The organism is Aeromonas sp. 1HA1 (assembly GCF_029237385.1).
GTDB classification, from domain to species: Bacteria; Pseudomonadota; Gammaproteobacteria; order Enterobacterales; family Aeromonadaceae; genus Aeromonas; species Aeromonas popoffii.
Window position 1 is genome coordinate 78,083 of the sequence record NZ_JAACGC010000001.1, and the last position, 15,031, is coordinate 93,113.

Consider the following 15,031-nt stretch of genomic DNA (forward strand, 5'->3'; position numbering starts at 1 on the left):
CACCAGCCTCAGCGCTGGGCGGGCCCCGCCTGTTTTGGGGTCAGCAGGAAGGGGGTGACTTCCTGCGTCGGCAGAGTGGGTGTCACCGAATCGACCGCCTCTTTCTGCTGCTGGTTGAGCTTGATGCGAGCCCTGTCCCGCCCCGCTTCGATCAACTTGGGAGCATCCAGCGGACCCGAGACCCGAAAATCGATGCGGGTCACCACGTCCACTACGGGCTCCAGCAGCTTGGAGAGGGCCAGCACATAGAGGCCGGTGATCGGGGTCAGGGAGAAAGCCGCCAGGACCGGCAGGGTGCCGCCCAGGTTGGGAGAGAAGCTCAGCTCGTAGTCGAGCCGCCAGCGCACCAGATCGGCAATCCCCTCACCGCGCAGGTTGCCCGCCGCCCCCTTCATGTAGAAGTCATCATTGCTGACCTGCCCCTGCTTGATGGTGGCGGAGGCGGACATGGATTCGAAATAGAAGCCCTTGTCGAACACATCGCGAAAATCGAGCCGCAGCTTGCGCAGCAGGGAATCGAGACTGAGCAGGGAGAGCAGCCGCGCCCCTTTGTCGTTGACCTCGCGCAGAGTCCCCCCCTCCAGCTGATAGTTGGCACTGCCGGCCAGGGTCGACACATCCAGCCGATAGGGCACATCGTTCCAGTTCAGATCCAGCGCCATCTTGCCGGGTGCATCGCCGATGGGCGAGGTATAGCCGAGCCGCTTGAGCAGCAGCTCGCTGTTGTTGCTGTGTATGTTGGCACGTGCATGGGTTTGCATCCGGCCTGGCTGGGCCAGCCAGTCCACTGTGCCGGTCAGCTGGCTGCCCGCCAGCCGCATGTCCAGATCCTTGAGGGTCAGCTTGTTGGCGCCAGGCACCAGCTCTCCCTTTACCTCCCCCAGCGGCAGAGCGCCGAAGCGGCAATCCACACAGCTGAAGGTGAGCCAGGGAATGGCGTCCATGATGGCCCTGTCCTGTCTGGCGTCGGGCTTGGGGCTCAAATCCGAACTATTGCCGGACCAATAGATGCGGGCAAATTTCGCCTCTATGGGCTGACGCCCGGTCACCGGCAGGTGCACCACCCCCATCACATCGGGGCTGTCGATCATCACCTCGGTCGCCTGATTGGTCGGCCCCACGGTGAAGTGCACCGCCTTGAGGGTGGCGCTGCCGATGTCGGCGCGGACCAGCTGACCATCCACCCACCACTCCCGGGGCAAGAAGGCGGGGCCGACCACGGCATTGCCGCCCGGCGCCGTGCTCACAGGCAACCACTGCTTGAGTCGGACCAGCCAGCCGGCCACGTCCGCATGCTGCTGGTTGATGACCAGCAGCATGGGCTTGTCACGCAGCACCCGGGCCCCGGGCTGACCCACGTCCACCCGTACCCGGCTGAGGTAAGGCGCGCCATCGCCATAAACCAACCGGCTCTGCATATCCACATCCGCCCCCAGCACGGCGCGAATGTCGGCGCTGCCGTCGCGGCCACGGGCGGTCACCTTGAGCGGCAAACGGCTGTTGGCAGCCTTGGTCAGCGGTGAGGGCAGATCCAGCCCCATGCCCTGCAGGTTGGAATCCAGCGCCAACTGGAAGCTGAACGGCTTGTCGTTGGGCAGCGTCAGCCCCAGGGTGCCAGCCCAGTTGCTGCGCCCCTTGAGGATATCGAGAGCGGGGATCTTGCGCTGCTCGCGGCGGCTGTCCCACTGCCCCTTGAACTTGAGATCGACCTGATAACGGTTCGGCAGCTGCTGGCCCTGATAGTCCAGGGTCAGCGGCTGGTTCCACAGGCTGGCCTTGAGATTACTGAAACGGGTCTGTTCGTTGTCATATTCGAGGCGGCCCTGCACTTTCTCCAGCGGCAGATCCAGGCTGGCGACCCGCACCTTGTTGTTGCTGAACAGGGCATCACCGTTCGCCTTGACCTCACTCTCGCCATCGAGGGGGATATCCAGCTTGACCGAGCCCTTGAGCGGGCCCCGGATCTCGATCTCCCGCAGCGCCTGACCGACAGAATCCCCCAGCGGAGAATCCTGCAGGTAGTCGCTGATGGCCTTGCCCTCCCCCTGTACCTTGGCATCCACATAGAGGTGGGCGCCCGGGTAGAGATCCGGGATCCAGGCATGCACCGAGTCGGATCTTGCCTTGCCAAGGTGGGTGGAACGGCTGTGCATATCGAGGCTGGCATTCTGGAACAGCAGATCGATCTGCAGCTCGGTGAGCGGTTGCCAACCGGGGAAAAACCGGAAAGTGGCCTGTTCCAGCGGCACCGCCACCTGGAAGATCCCCTCACCCTTGCTGAAGGGGAAATCCTTGAACTCGCCGTACCAGAGCAGATCCGCGCCCTTGGCCTGACCGCCCTTGATGGCACCGCTCAGGTAGTCCACCAGGCCCTTGCCCATCACCTGCAAGGGGTAGTAGCGATCCGCATTACCCGCATTCTTGACGTTGATACGACCGGTCAGGGCGAGGAAGGTGTGCTCAAAGAGATCCATTCTGAAACGACTGGCGAGGGTCAAATCCGGGTTGTCCAGCGCCACGTCCTGACCATAGAGCACCCAGCCCCTGGGATCCTGCCACCAGTCGAGCCGCGCCGAGAAGCTGTCGACCGGGATCGGCTCCTTGAAGTGGCGAGCCGGATCCACCTTGTCCTTGTCCAGTGCCAACCGGGCGCTGCCGCCGATCGGGGTCAGCCAGAACTCACCGTTGAGATCCTCCACGCCGGGCACATCCTGCCAGGCCGTGACCTTGATGTGGGAGAGCTGGCCGCTAAGAGAGAGCCCGCGCCAGTCGGCGTCAGCCTGCAGGATAAGGTCCTGGACCTTGCCGGTCGGACGGGTGTGCTTGAGGGTCTCGGTCAGCTCTGGGTAGAGGCCGGAGACCAGCTGGCTCAGATTGGCGACCTGATCCAGATCGATGGCGGGCAAATACCCCTGAATGCGGGAGCCAACCCGCTCGAGCTGCAAGCGGCTCTGCAGCCAGCGCTTGCCATCGAGTTTGAAGGTCACGTCATGGCTGGCAAGCTGCCACTCTTCGCCATCCCGGTGCAGCTGGATCTTGCCGCCCTGCAGGCCAAGACGGTGCATGGCACCCTGTTTCTCATCCTTCCAGATCAGGTAGTTGTTGCCAAACGCCAGCACGGATTCCCCCAGCTGGCCGCTGGCAAACGTGCTCCAGAGCTGAAAATCGAGCTGGCCGGCCACCCGTGGCTCGCCAGCGTGGATCCGTGCCAGCATGGGGCTGATATCGAGCTGGCTGGCTTCCAGATAGAGCTGGCCCTTGAGACGCTCGAACCGCGCTTCAGGCGCATCCACATCCAGAATGAGATCTATGGTGCTCTCGCCCACCCCGTTGATGAGATAGGCCTTGCCGACTCCCTGATGGCGCTTGCCGCGGTTCTGCCAGCGCAGCTGGGCGATGTCGAGGGCCCGCACCTCCCCCAGCGCCGTGGTCAGGCTGAGGCGGGTGTCATGAATGTCGAAAGTGGAGAGCTGGGTCAGCAGGAAGCGCAGCAATGCTTGCTGCTGATCGCGGCCGTTACGGGGCTCGGGGTCGGCTGGCTGGGCCAGATCCAGGGCTATGTCGCCATCGCTCAAGATGAGCTGCCCAAACACGGGTTTAAGCTCGTTGAGGGAGCGCCAGAAGTCGAGGTGCGCCCACACCTTGCCAAGGCGCACAGCGAAACGACCGGAATCGGGCGCGATCACCAGCTGTTGCAGTTCGAGGGCTGGGCCGCGTTGGGTCCAGTCCAGGCCGATGCGATCAACGCTGGCTTCCAGCTTGCTGTCGGCCAGCAGGGTGTCGAGCAGTGCCTGTCTATGCTGGTTGAGTAAGGGACCTCCAACGCGCACCAGACTGACCAGGATGGCCAGCAGCACGAAGAAGACCCCGAGGGCTAACCAGCCCCGACTCAGCCAGCGATAGACCAATTACATCATCACCACATCGAATTGTTCCTGACCGCAGAGCGGTTCACTCACCACCCGGACCTGCTTGCCGATAAACACCTCCAGCTCGGCGAGGCTGTGGGACTCTTCGCCCCGCAGGTAGTCGGCCACGGCCGGCGCAGCGTAGACGGTGAACTGATCCGCATCGTAGGCGCGATTGACCCGGATGAGCTCCCGCAGGATCTCGAAGCAGACCGACTCCACCGTCTTGACCCGACCGCGCCCCTTGCACTCGGGGCACTCGGAGCAGAGCACGTGCTCCAGGCTCTCGCGGGTACGCTTGCGGGTCATCTCCACCAGACCGAGCTGGGAGAAGCCATTGACGTTGGTCTTGGCCCTGTCTTTGGAGAGCGCCTGCTCCAGGCTGTGCAGTACCCGCCGGCGGTGATCCTCGGACTGCATGTCGATGAAGTCGATGATGATGATGCCACCGAGGTTGCGCAAGCGCAGCTGGCGGGCGATGGCCGCGGTCGCCTCGACGTTGGTATTGAAGATGGTCTCTTCCAGATTGCGATGGCCAACGAAGGCACCCGTGTTGATGTCCACCGTGGTCATGGCTTCGGTCTGGTCGATGATGAGGTAGCCGCCGGATTTCAGCTCTACCTTGCGATCCAGCGCACGCTGGATCTCGTTCTCCACGTCGTAGAGATCGAAGATGGGTGACTCGCCGGAGTAGTACTCCAGCTTGCCGGCCAGTTCGGGCACGTACTCCTCGGTGAAGCGCTTGAGCTGATCGAAGCTCTGGCGTGAGTCGACCCGGATCTTGTCGAGCTCGGCGCCGACGAAATCGCGCACCACCCGAAATGCCAAGCTGGGATCTTCGTAGAGGATCTTGCAGGGCGGGTATTTGTGCTTGCGCTCCAGGATCTTGCGCCACAATCGCTTGAGGAAGGCAGCGTCCTGCTCCAGCTCCTGCTCCCCCACCCCTTCGGCGGCGGTGCGAATGATGTAGCCACCGAGATCATCCACATAGCTGGCCACGGTACGCTTGAGGCGCTCGCGCTCCGCTTCGGATTCGATGCGCTGGGACACCCCCACATGCGCACTCCCCGGCATAAACACCAGATAGCGGGACGGCAAGGTGATGTCGGTGGTGAGACGGGCGCCCTTGGTACCCAGCGGATCTTTCACCACCTGCACCATGATGTCCTGCCCCTGGCGTACCAGCTCGGCGATGTTGCCAACCTGGAACTGCTCCTTCTCCTTCACCGCCACGCACTCGGTGTGCGGCACTATGTCGGAAGCGTGCAGGAAGGCCGCCTTGTCCATGCCGATATCGACGAACGCCGCCTGCATGCCGGGCAGCACTCGGCTGATCTTGCCTTTGTAGATGTTGCCCACTATGCCGCGCTTGGCCTGACGCTCTACGTGCACTTCCTGCAGCAGACCGTTTTCGACCAGGGCAACCCGGGTTTCGGAGGGGGTGACGTTCACCAGCAGTTCTACCGACATAAGTTACCTTGCCTTTCTAGTTTTAAATTCTGGCAGCCAAACCGGCACGTGCCCGGTGAGTAACGCAGTAAGAAACAGCCGGCGAGTTTCACCGACCCCTGCCTTGCCTGTGATGGCTTCAAATTCTGACCGCCATGTTCCGACCCTGTGCCTGCCCGCTGAACGGGCCTTGCAGAACACGGCTGGCGGATAGATTACCGAGACTGTTCCAGATGATGCTTGATCAGCAGATCCGTTTCCAGCAGGGGCAGGCCGACCACGGCGCTGTAGCTCCCCTCGATGCGGCTGACAAACTTGCCCGCAATCCCTTGAATCGCATAGGCACCGGCCTTGTCACAGGGCTCACCCGTGCGCCAGTAGGCCTCGATCTCGGCCTCATCCAGCTTGCGAAATGCCACATTGGTGGTGACCAAGCGCACATCGCAGCGCTCCGGGGTAGCCAGCGCCACCGCCGTCATCACCTGATGCACCTTGCCGGAGAGCGCCTCCAGCATGTCTTTGGCATCGAGCAGGTCGGACGGCTTCTCGAGCACCCTGTCACCCAGCACGACTATGGTGTCGGCGCCCAGCACCGGCAGAGCCGCAGGGGCGGCGGCCACGCCGGCCATCGCTTTGTCACGGGCGAGGCGGCAGACGTAATCCTGTGCCTTTTCACCCTCTTCCCGCCGCTCCGGCACATCCAGTTTTAGCACCTCGAAGCGGTACCCCAGCTGGGCAAGCAGTTCATGGCGGCGGGGCGAGCCCGAGGCGAGATAGAGTTGCAGTTCGTTGTGCTTGTTCATATTCACTTAATGAGAGGAGGTAAGGTTACAATGCATTGTTTTTGCACATATTCACTTGATATTGAAGCGACGACGCACCTTGCGCAAGACCAGAAACACCCAGGGCCATATTAGCATCGTGCTCAGGGTCGACCAAAAGTAGGCAAGATTGAGGCTGGCACGGCTGAACAGGTGTTCGGCCCAGAAGATGGTCACCTTGCCCACCAGCGAGAGGCAGCCAATGATCAGCGCCTGTTGCCAGAGGGAGAAGTTGCGGATCTTCTGAAACTGGAAGGCCGCCAGATAGGTGGTGATGGCCATGGCCATGGCCCGCACGCCGAGGGTGCTGCCCAGCAGCACATCCAGCAGCAGGCCCGCCACCCAGGCAGAGCCGACGTTGGTCCGATGCGGCAGCGCCAGCGCCCAGTAGATGAGCACCATGGCGAGCCAATCCGGACGGAAGGGTTCAAATTGAAAGGGAAGCGGCAGGATCGACAGGCACAGAGCCAGCAGAATCGAGATCCAGATCCAGATCCTGCCGCTGGCGGGTTGCAACATCAGTGCGTCGCTCCCGCAGTCGAGCTCAGCGCGACCGATGCAGCAGCCGGGGCCGGCGGCGCCTCTTCATCATCATGCACGTCCGGATTCTTGTCGGTCCACAGCAGCAGCAGGTAGCGCAATCTGTCCAATTCCACCAGCGGCTTGGCCTCGACCTGGGCGAAGGGCTTGCCCTCCACATAGTCGGAGCGGGTCACGGTCGCCACCGGATAACCTTCCGGGAAGCGGCCGCCAAGGCCGGAGGTGACCAGCAGGTCGCCCACTTGCACGTCCGTGTTGCGTGGCAAGTTACGCAGCTCCAGCTTGTCCAGCTCGCCACTACCGGAGGCAATGGCACGCAGGTCGTTGCGCAGCACCCGTACCGGGATGCCGTGACTGGAGTCGGTAATGAGCAGGACGCGGCTGGTAGTGGAGCCCACGTGCAGCACCTGACCTATCACCCCCTGATCGTTGATCACCGGCTGACCATTGTAGACACCATCCAGCGCCCCCTTGTTGATCAGCACCTGATGGCTGAAGGGGTCGGAATCCACCGACAGCAGCTCGGCCACCATCTTGCGGGACTCCTTGTGTACCGGGGAACCAAGCAGCTCACGCAGACGCTGGTTCTCGTGCTCCAGATGATCCATCTTGAGCAGGCGCGAACGCAGGGTGAACAGCTGTTGTTCCTGCTGCTTGGTTTGTTCGATGAGACCGGCCCGGGTCTGCACCTGGGTAGACATGGTATCGAGCATGATACCTGGCGCATTGGCCATGTATTGCAGCGGGCTGACGAGCGAACTGAGGTAGACGCGGACATGGGTAAACACACCGAAGCGAGAGTCCGCTACGATGGCAGCAATGGAGATGATGACGGCGAGAAACAACCGTAACTGAAGCGAAGGGCCTCTACCAAAAATGGGTTTCATGGGTCGTCAAAAAAGAGCCGGCGCGCTGGCCGGCTTTGGGTCTTATTCGTAGTGGAACAGATCGCCACCGTGCATATCGATCAGCTCCAGCGCCTTGCCGCCGCCACGGGCCACACAGGTGAGGGGATCTTCGGCCACGACGACAGGAATGCCGGTCTCTTCCATCAGCAGACGGTCGATATCTTTCAGCAGTGCGCCACCACCGGTCAGCACCATGCCGCGCTCGGAGATGTCGGAAGCCAGTTCCGGCGGAGATTGCTCCAGCGCCACCATGACGGCAGCCACGATACCGGACAGCGGCTCTTGCAGCGCTTCCAGGATTTCGTTGGAGTTGAGAGTGAAGCTGCGCGGTACACCTTCAGCCAGGTTGCGACCACGGACTTCAATCTCGCGCACCTCTTCGCCCGGATAGGCGGAGCCGATCTCGTGCTTGATGCGCTCGGCAGTCGCTTCACCGATCAGGCTGCCGTAGTTGCGACGGACGTAGCTGATGATCGCCTCGTCAAACTTGTCGCCACCGATACGGACGGACTGGGAGTAGACCACACCGTTTAGAGAGATGATGGCCACTTCAGTGGTACCACCACCGATATCGACCACCATGGAACCGGTCGCTTCGGACACCGGCAGGCCGGCACCGATGGCAGCAGCCATAGGCTCGTCGATCAGATAGACCTCGCGGGCACCGGCGCCCAGTGCGGATTCCTTGATGGCACGGCGCTCTACCTGGGTAGAGCCACACGGCACACACACCAGCACACGGGGGCTGGGGCGGAAATAATTGTTGTCGTGAACCTGCTTGATGAAGTGCTGCAGCATCTTCTCGGTCACGTAGAAGTCGGCAATGACGCCGTCTTTCATCGGACGGATGGCGGAGATGTTGCCAGGGGTACGACCCAGCATCTGCTTGGCGGCATGACCGACGGCAGCGACCGATTTGGCGTTCCCGCGCTCTTGGCGAATGGCGACAACTGAGGGTTCGTTAAGGACGATCCCTTGATCTTTTACGTAGATCAGGGTGTTGGCAGTTCCCAAGTCGATCGACAGATCGTTGGAAAAGACGCCTCTGAGCTTTTTGAACATGGCTACGGGAAATCCTAAGAATTTGGAGGTGCAGAAAACCGGCTAACTTTACCAATGCCCACCCCAATGGGCAAGCGCTCAAACTGTCGCCAACCCATCAGGCGCGACAAAAATGCGAGTCATCACTCACTCGCACAGGCAGACAAACGCTAATAAACAAGAAGATAGGGGGGAAGATCACGAAGATCCGCCGCCCCGCCTCCATTACGGCATTACTTCGCGCCGATAAATAATTCTGTCATTACCCCGGCTGGAGCCGAAAATGGCCTCCCCTTGCAGGGTAATTGGATCTGACAACCAGCGCGGCTGTGATGGCTGTTTTGACAAATCAACCTTGTAGGGGATGCGTACCGAGATCTCCGGCTTGGCAAACTGGAACATGATCTCGCCATCTTTGGCTCTAGCCAACATCACTCCCGGGGGCGGATCCCCCAGCCCCAACCTGATCTTGCGACTGGCGCCCAGATTCAAATCGCGACTGGTCGCATCAAACGTCTGACTCGGATTGAGGAAAGTGAACCCCTGATTGGCCAAAGAGAGCTCCGTACATTGATCCAGCTTGTTCAACTGCCAGTTGCCCGCTTCGTAATATTGCATCTGCAACGGCACGGCTAACGGCGCAGAGGCCAGGCCCGCTCCCGTACCTGCCAGCAGGCGGCCGAAATAGACTTGCATGGGCACACTGTCGATCAGACGAGCATTGCAGCCACTGCCGCTGCAATTGCCGACCACGGCATCGTTGAAGTTGGGGCTGGCAATCAATGTTTTGTCGCCATCGTTGTCTTTCATATACAGACCAAACAGCAAAGATTTGTATGGGCCGTCCTGTTGAGTGTCGGCGAGACGCACAAACTCACTATTACCGGCAAACTGCGCCCGCCCATTGACCCAAGGCAGCGTCGACAAGCTGCGCAAGCGGCTCGACAGGGAGTTACCATCCTTGTTGTTGGCAACCGAGAGATAGGCATCCCCCTTGGCAAAGAGCCCCGTATAGTTCTGGGTCTGACCACCAGTCGTGTTCCGAGCCAGCACATCCAGCGTGACGCCAAAGGGCTGCCCCATATAAGAGAACGCATTGCAGGCCGGCACTATGTCGCCACTGACCAGATTGAAGTCGGCCGGGATAAAACGCCCCACCGGCTGGCTCTGCGCAGAGGGAATGGTGTAAGTGAAGTAACCGTTGGCAGGCGGGGTCGCCGTCATTCTGAAGACGCCCACCTCGCTCACCGTCTGGCTAACGCTATTGAGGCTGCTGCTCGCGGCAACATGGTTATAGCGGCTGGTGCCCAGTGCGGCATTGGTGCCCGGGTTTGGCGCTACCAGCGTACTGCCCAGGGCAATATTGGTCAGGGCAAAGTTGGGCGTGGTCTGATTCCCGACGCAGATATCGCTATCATTGGCAGATTCCCAGGCCATCGCCTTGAGGTCTATCTGGAATGTCTCTCCCGCTTTTTTGAACACTGGACAGCTGCTATTACCTGCCGCACAGACCCCTTGTGGAGGGGTTATACACAAGCCGACAGGACGTGCCACAAACTTGTCGGACCCCGTCATCACCAGACCCGCCGTCTCACCACTGCCATTATGACTGGCTGAAAGCTGCATCTGACCCGCATCTGGGTAGGTCACTTTTTGCAAGGTCGCCTTACCCTGATTATCGAAAGTCAGGTTGAGGGTGGTTGGCGTTGGCAAAGGAACACTGGCGGCATAAGTAGCAATGGCATTGCCATCGATGGAAATCTTGCTACCAAAGCTATTGGTATTTGGATTGTTGTACGTTCCCCAAAAACCGACCGACCTCACCCCGGTGAATCCGGGCACACATTGTTTGGTAATGTCGTCTTTTTTAACCGCACTGATCGTCACATCCTGAGGCTGGTTGGAATAGGTATCCAACACATCGAAGATAAAGCCACTATCGGCAAAATTCAGGGTACAGGCTGCCGCACTGGGAGTCCCGGCACCAGCCTTGCATAGGGTGGAACTGAATGGTTTGGTCGTCGGAGTCGAGCCGGACACCCCGATAGTGACCGCCGTGGTCGTGTTGTTGCGCAGCTGAATGGTAGTGGAACCGCCCTTGAAGGTCACCGTATTACCGTTAATCCAACCATTGCTGGCAGAAGTAGGCGTAAGACTCAGGGTCGCGGTCACAAGGTCTGTGATCAGGGTGGTGCAAGCCACATTGGCGCACGCCTTGACCGTCACTGTCTCGGGATTACACGTCAGTGCCTGACCGGAGTGATCGAGCTGGAAGTGATCGATCTGCACCCCGACCGGATTGGATTTCAGGGCACAGATCTGCACGTTATCGAGCTCGTGCACGTTGGTGGAGCCGCCCGTTGAGCCGGTAAGGGAGAGCAAGAAATCACCCGGAACCTGAGCCTGACCACTCTGACTCTGGGCATTGAACCAGTCGATCAGAGTGGCATAGCCCCTGCCGGTATCCCGCTCCACTTTCACCATCGACTGACCGCTGATGCGTGAATCGATCGTGAGCTGGTATTTGTGATTAGCGTTGCGATTGCCATCTACCGCAGGCCTCAGGCAGTTGCCTCCTGTATTCGTCTTGCCATCGTTACAGGTGCCTTTAAGGTAGTTGTAGCCACTGGTACCTGAACCTGAACCTCGAATGACTACAGCTTGCTTACGCCGGCCCACGTTGTAATTTCCGCCTTCTCCGGAGAAGTTGCCATATTCATCAAAGCCGATCCCCAGCCAGCCACCAGCGAAACCGGATATACCTGGTTTGAATCCGTAACCCAATGGCCCGCCAAAAGCACCCGGTTGCGGCGTCACACTGGCATCAGAAAATACCACCGCCATACCATCAGCTCCGGAACCACTATGGGCATAATGATTGAAAGATATTGTCACCAGATTATTGGCTGCAGGAAAAAGACGCAGATAGGTTGTCGACGTAGCTTGATTGCTCGCAGCTTGGGTCAGACGCAAACGACCACTGACAATTGATGGGGTAAAAGATCCACTACTGGTCTTCACCACCCAATCACTGCTCAGTGTGCTGGATGAGAAGTTATCGCTAAAACAGGTCAGCGCAGGGATAAAAGACTGATCGTTGATAGCACTGCTACTCGCCATCGTCAAGGAGTGGCTGGTAGTACGGCCATTGATAACGGCGGAATTATTCATGGTCAACGACTTGTCAGAATAGACATAACCATTGATCAGGGTATCGCTGTTAAGAACGATATCCTGATAACCAAATAGTATTAATGATCCCAAATTGGAACGATTTAATACCGCGCCATTCATCTCGATGACTTGATTGACAAAGAGCTTTACATCCCCTTGGATCTCAATCTCAGCCCCTTGGCTCAGCTTAAGTTGGTCGACCCAGTACTCACCGGTTGGCAACACCACTTTGGCCCCGATCCCTAGTTCCAGCTTTTGAATGCGGTAATCAGTTCGTGCCGAAGAGAATGTCGCAGTACAACTGTTATAAAGAGAGATGCTCGAAAACTGATACTGGCTTGCACTGCCCAAATTGATAGTCTGTCCCGGATTACAGGACGACACACCGCCACTGCTCCCGGTACTTGTCAGAAACGCATTGCCTCCAGTGACAGAGAGCCCAAAAATCGTAGCGCCCGAGACTGTGCACTGACGCCGGGAGCCATCACTGTTGTCACACCCATCTGTCGGTAATCCAGCCCCTCTATTAGAAGAACAAAACGCCAGAGCAGCACCAACCGTTCCCGAAATTTTGGCCTGATTATTCTGGATTAAACCGGGATTACCGAGTGCATTGCATGAGCTGTTGTTACCGCCCCTGTGCCCCTGGGTCACGGCAGGAAAAACAACTGATGTATCAATGGTCTGAAACGCGCATGCTGCGCTACTAAATAGCCAGATAGCGGCGATTAACCATATATTGCGCATCAAGGCGTTCCTCCATCATAAGCTTCCACCATCAAGGTTCTACTCACGGCAAAATCTGGATTGGCACTGTTATTGCCACTGTTGGGGTCAGAGCCACCACAGGTTCCGACACTCTCGAGACGATAACCATTGGCTTGGCCACCGTTGTAGGTCACGGGTATCTGAGTACACTGAACGACCACCTGACAGCCAGCCAACCCAGGACTGGTTGGAAGCGGCAGTGGCAGTGCGCTCACATTTGGATCGCACACAGCAGGCAAAACCTGAGGACGATTCGGGAACAGCCGGTACAACGCCACTTCCAGCCCGCTCTGGGCAGCCAGCAGGGCGCGCACGCTGCGCACCTCCACCGTATTTTTCTCGCTGCTATCGACCAAAAAACGACCCATAGCGGCCGCCAGTAGCGCCATCACCACAATCACAAACAGGGCGATCATCAGGGCGCTGCCCCTCATCCGCCCTACAGAGCGCGCATCAAGGGACATTGAACACCCCTATCTTGTGGTTAAAGGTGACTGACTCACCTCTGCGCTCGAACACGAAGCGCACGCCAAACTCCCCTTCAGCGTTAAAGGCCGACGTTTCCCGATAGAACACTCCCGTTCGAAGAGAATCGGCCATCAGCACGCCCTGTGCAGGTAAAGATGCACCAATGGGGGCAATGGAACGGGTGAGCGTGCTCCCTTCCACACAGTAACGTACCTGCTGGTTGGCAAAGTAGACTCTGCTGCCGGGCGACAGCCCATCCAGCTGCGCACCGCTATACCCGATGGCTTGGGCGCCAGAGATCACCGGCCCAACCGCCGTTACCTGCGCCACACAGCGGCCGTAATCACAGCGGTCCCGTATCGTCTGCGTACCGCTGGATATGGGCTGGGGAAACACCACCAACCAGTCGTTGCTCGGCTCAACCGCAACAGGCGGTGCCACCATAACCAGCTCAAGTGAGGACGAACTACCCGACGCCGGGCGATTGAGGGCAAGATAGCGTCCGGAGTTACTGATCGGCCAGAACCGCAGACAGGGGCCTTGGTCCAACCAGTTACCATCCTGATCTTCAATACGCTCCGAGCCCGGCACCGCATCGTGCAGTTCGCGGTTAAGCCGCTCCATGGCGAAGCGGGCATCGCTCATCAACTGCTCGCGGCTGCTGGCATCCCCATAGATCTGGGTGCCGATGCCGATAAACTGGCTGCTAAAGGTCGCCATTATCCCGAGTAGCAGAATCACCATCACCAACTCGACCAGGGTGAAACCGCGCATTGCCCCTCTCATCAGTAGTTACCCCGATAGAAGGAGAAATCGAGCACGCTCCCATCCGGTAGTTTGACCTGCAGATCAATACGCTTGCCGATAGACTCCACCTTAAGGCCCGGGCTTCCAAACAGGTTATCCGGAGTGACCGCGATTCTGACCTGATAGTTGCGATACTCATCGCTTGCAACCTTGGAATCGGTTTGAGTAAAAAATGCCGCATCAATCCAGTCACCGTTGAAACAGCTAACCTCGACCCAGCCCTTGGCACAAATGGCACTGGTCTGATAATCATCCACATCATTAAAGGTGTAGGGGGCCCGTTCACCGCCATCAGGGCCATAGACGCTAGGTTGCCAGCCGGTGATGGCCGGAGCAGGAGGCCGCTGGGTACAGGCCACACCAACAGGGCAACTACAGTCCCCGTAAAACTGGCTATTGAAGGTTTCACCGCAACGATAACGGCCACCATTATGATCCGACTGCTCATCAAACGACTTTTGCAGTATCTCTCCGGAGAGGCGCTGGGCCAACTGGGCGGCGCGTACCTGCTGCACCGGGTCCACCGCCTGCGGTGCCTGATTGATCAAGAGCCCGAGAATGCCGGTCAATGCCACCGCCAGCAGCACAATACCGACGATCAGCTCTATCAGGGTAAAACCGCGCTTAAGGGATCTCATGGATATACCCCTCGGATTCAATCTTGATGCGGCTGGTCTCACGGCCATCGGTTACTTGCAGCTCGCAGCCACCAGCACACTTGTCAAGCGGGCGGCCCATCTGATCAAAGCGGATCACAAAAGGAACCTTGTCCTTGTTCCAAGAGAGGGTGATCCCAGCAGAAAGAGTCACTGGACGACCACGGGTGAGCTGATTGGGGTTCCAACTCGATATGGCCGCAGGATTGTCACAGGGGGACTCTGTGCTGTGGCCAAACTGGCCCGCTTCAACAAGCAGTGAGGTACAACGATTGGCCGGTTCATGCATATTGATGGTTTGCACCAACCGCAGCCGGGTCAGCAGCTCATCACGCACGGTTTGAGTTTCAAAGCCGCCTTTGCCCAGCCATTTAGGCACGGCAAAGGCGGCCAGAATCCCGAGTAACAGGATCACCAGTACCAGTTCAATCAGGGTAAAGCCCTTGGTTGCAGGCATGTGTTTTCTCATCAGGGGAAAGAGAAAGCGAGGC

Annotated in this window: 11 protein-coding genes; all 11 read right to left on the reverse strand. The window is 58.9% G+C overall.

The features are described 5' to 3' along the window. Nucleotides 1-8 precede the first annotated feature (8 nt). Complete coding sequence (locus tag GWQ22_RS00405; protein WP_275929154.1) at nt 9-3,908, reverse strand: YhdP family protein; 3,900 nt, start codon at nt 3,906-3,908, stop codon at nt 9-11. Next, the gene (gene rng, locus GWQ22_RS00410; protein WP_042037955.1) at nt 3,909-5,378 is read right to left on the reverse strand and encodes a ribonuclease G; all 1,470 of its coding nucleotides are present in this window, start codon (nt 5,376-5,378) and stop codon (nt 3,909-3,911) included. A gap of 194 nt (nt 5,379-5,572) precedes the next feature. Next, complete coding sequence (locus GWQ22_RS00415; protein WP_042037957.1) at nt 5,573-6,160, reverse strand: Maf family protein; 588 nt, start codon at nt 6,158-6,160, stop codon at nt 5,573-5,575. 51 nt (nt 6,161-6,211) lie between these two features. Next, nucleotides 6,212-6,697, reverse strand: coding sequence for a rod shape-determining protein MreD (gene mreD, locus GWQ22_RS00420; RefSeq protein WP_042037959.1), 486 nt, complete (start codon nt 6,695-6,697; stop codon nt 6,212-6,214). Beyond that, complete coding sequence (gene mreC, locus GWQ22_RS00425; RefSeq protein WP_275929155.1) at nt 6,697-7,605, reverse strand: rod shape-determining protein MreC; 909 nt, start codon at nt 7,603-7,605, stop codon at nt 6,697-6,699. The genes mreD and mreC overlap by 1 nt, the downstream gene beginning before the upstream one ends. A 42-nt stretch (nt 7,606-7,647) precedes the next feature. After that, nucleotides 7,648-8,688 (reverse strand): rod shape-determining protein, encoded by a 1,041-nt coding sequence (locus GWQ22_RS00430; protein WP_005340051.1) that lies wholly within the window; start codon nt 8,686-8,688, stop codon nt 7,648-7,650. Nucleotides 8,689-8,892: 204 nt separating this feature from the next. Then, a complete protein-coding gene (locus tag GWQ22_RS00435) occupies nt 8,893-12,588 on the reverse strand; it encodes a DUF6701 domain-containing protein (RefSeq protein ID WP_275929156.1) in 3,696 nt (1,231 codons plus the stop codon). After that, entirely contained in the window at nt 12,588-13,025 is a 438-nt protein-coding gene (locus GWQ22_RS00440) for an MSHA biogenesis protein MshP (RefSeq protein WP_275929157.1), read from the reverse strand. Before GWQ22_RS00440 ends, GWQ22_RS00435 begins: the two co-directional genes overlap by 1 nt. Before the next feature lie 37 nt (nt 13,026-13,062). Then, complete coding sequence (locus GWQ22_RS00445) at nt 13,063-13,863, reverse strand: type II secretion system protein (protein WP_275929158.1); 801 nt, start codon at nt 13,861-13,863, stop codon at nt 13,063-13,065. After that, nucleotides 13,863-14,522 (reverse strand): type II secretion system protein, encoded by a 660-nt coding sequence (locus GWQ22_RS00450; RefSeq protein ID WP_275929159.1) that lies wholly within the window; start codon nt 14,520-14,522, stop codon nt 13,863-13,865. Before GWQ22_RS00450 ends, GWQ22_RS00445 begins: the two co-directional genes overlap by 1 nt. Beyond that, nucleotides 14,509-14,997, reverse strand: a complete 489-nt coding sequence (locus GWQ22_RS00455; RefSeq protein WP_275929160.1) for a prepilin-type N-terminal cleavage/methylation domain-containing protein — start codon at nt 14,995-14,997, stop codon at nt 14,509-14,511. The genes GWQ22_RS00450 and GWQ22_RS00455 overlap by 14 nt, the downstream gene beginning before the upstream one ends. Between the last annotated feature and the right edge of the window lie 34 nt (nt 14,998-15,031).